1 rRNA gene is annotated in these 1278 nt (G+C 51.5%); it reads right to left on the bottom strand.

From position 1 onward, the window contains the following. Nucleotides 1–1278 (bottom strand): 23S ribosomal RNA (locus H5R88_RS00010); the annotation flags it as partial.

The raw sequence follows: 1278 nt of genomic DNA, 5'->3' as shown, positions 1-1278 counted from the left end.
TCTTCCAATCGTACGGTTTGCTTAGCCTCCTGCGTCCCTCCATCGTCAAACGCAGTTAACTGGTACAGGAATCTCAACCTGTTATCCATCGCCTACGCCTCTCGGCCTCGGCTTAGGTCCCGACTTACCCTGGGAGGACGAGCCTTCCCCAGGAAACCTTAGTCATTCGGTGGACAGGATTCTCACCTGTCTTTCGCTACTCATACCGGCATTCTCACTTCTAAGCGCTCCACCAGTCCTCACGGTCTGACTTCGCCGCCCTTAGAACGCTCTCCTATCACGTGCACATAGTGCACATCCACAGTTTCGGTAATATGCTTAGCCCCGGTACATTTTCGGCGCAGGATCACTCGACTAGTGAGCTATTACGCACTCTTTAAATGGTGGCTGCTTCTAAGCCAACATCCTAGTTGTCTATGCAACTCCACATCCTTTTCCACTTAGCATATATTTAGGGACCTTAACTGGTGATCTGGGCTGTTCCCCTTTCGACGGTGGATCTTATCACTCATCGTCTGACTCCTGAGTATAAATCGATGGCATTCGGAGTTTATCTGAAGTTGGTAACCCATGACGGGCCCCTTGTCCAAACAGTAGCTCTACCTCCACGATTCTTTACCTCAAGGCTCCCCCTAAAGAGATTTCGGAGAGAACCAGCTATCTCCAAGTTCGTTTGGAATTTCACCGCTACCCACACCTCATCCCAGCCATTTTCAACTGACACGGGTTCGGTCCTCCAGTGCGCTTTACCGCACCTTCAACCTGGACATGGGTAGGTCACCTGGTTTCGGGTCTACAACTACATACTTTATACGCCCATTTAAGACTCGCTTTCGCTACGGCTCCGGTTTTTCCACCTTAACCTTGCATGCAATCGTAACTCGCCGGTTCATTCTGCAAGAGGCACGCCGTCACCCATTAACGGGCTCCGACAGCTTGTAGGCACATGGTTTCAGGAACTATTTCACTCCCCTTCCGGGGTGCTTTTCACCTTTCCCTCACGGTACTGGTTCACTATCGGTCACTAGGGAGTATTTAGCCTTGCGAGATGGTCCTCGCAGATTCCGACGGGGTTTCACGTGTCCCGCCGTACTCAGGATCCTGAACAGAGAGTGTGACGTTTCGTCTACGGGGCTTTCACCCTCTATGGCACAGCTTCCCAACTGTTGCGACTACGTCGCACTTTGGTAACTCTAATGTTCAGTCCTACAACCCCAACAAGCAAGCTTGTTGGTTTGGGCTCTTCCCCTTTCGCTCGCCGCTACTCAGGGAATCGAT

Source organism: Limosilactobacillus agrestis (genome assembly GCF_014145585.1).
GTDB classification, from domain to species: domain Bacteria; phylum Bacillota; class Bacilli; order Lactobacillales; family Lactobacillaceae; genus Limosilactobacillus; species Limosilactobacillus agrestis.
This window is presented reverse-complemented; position numbering and strand designations above follow the sequence as displayed.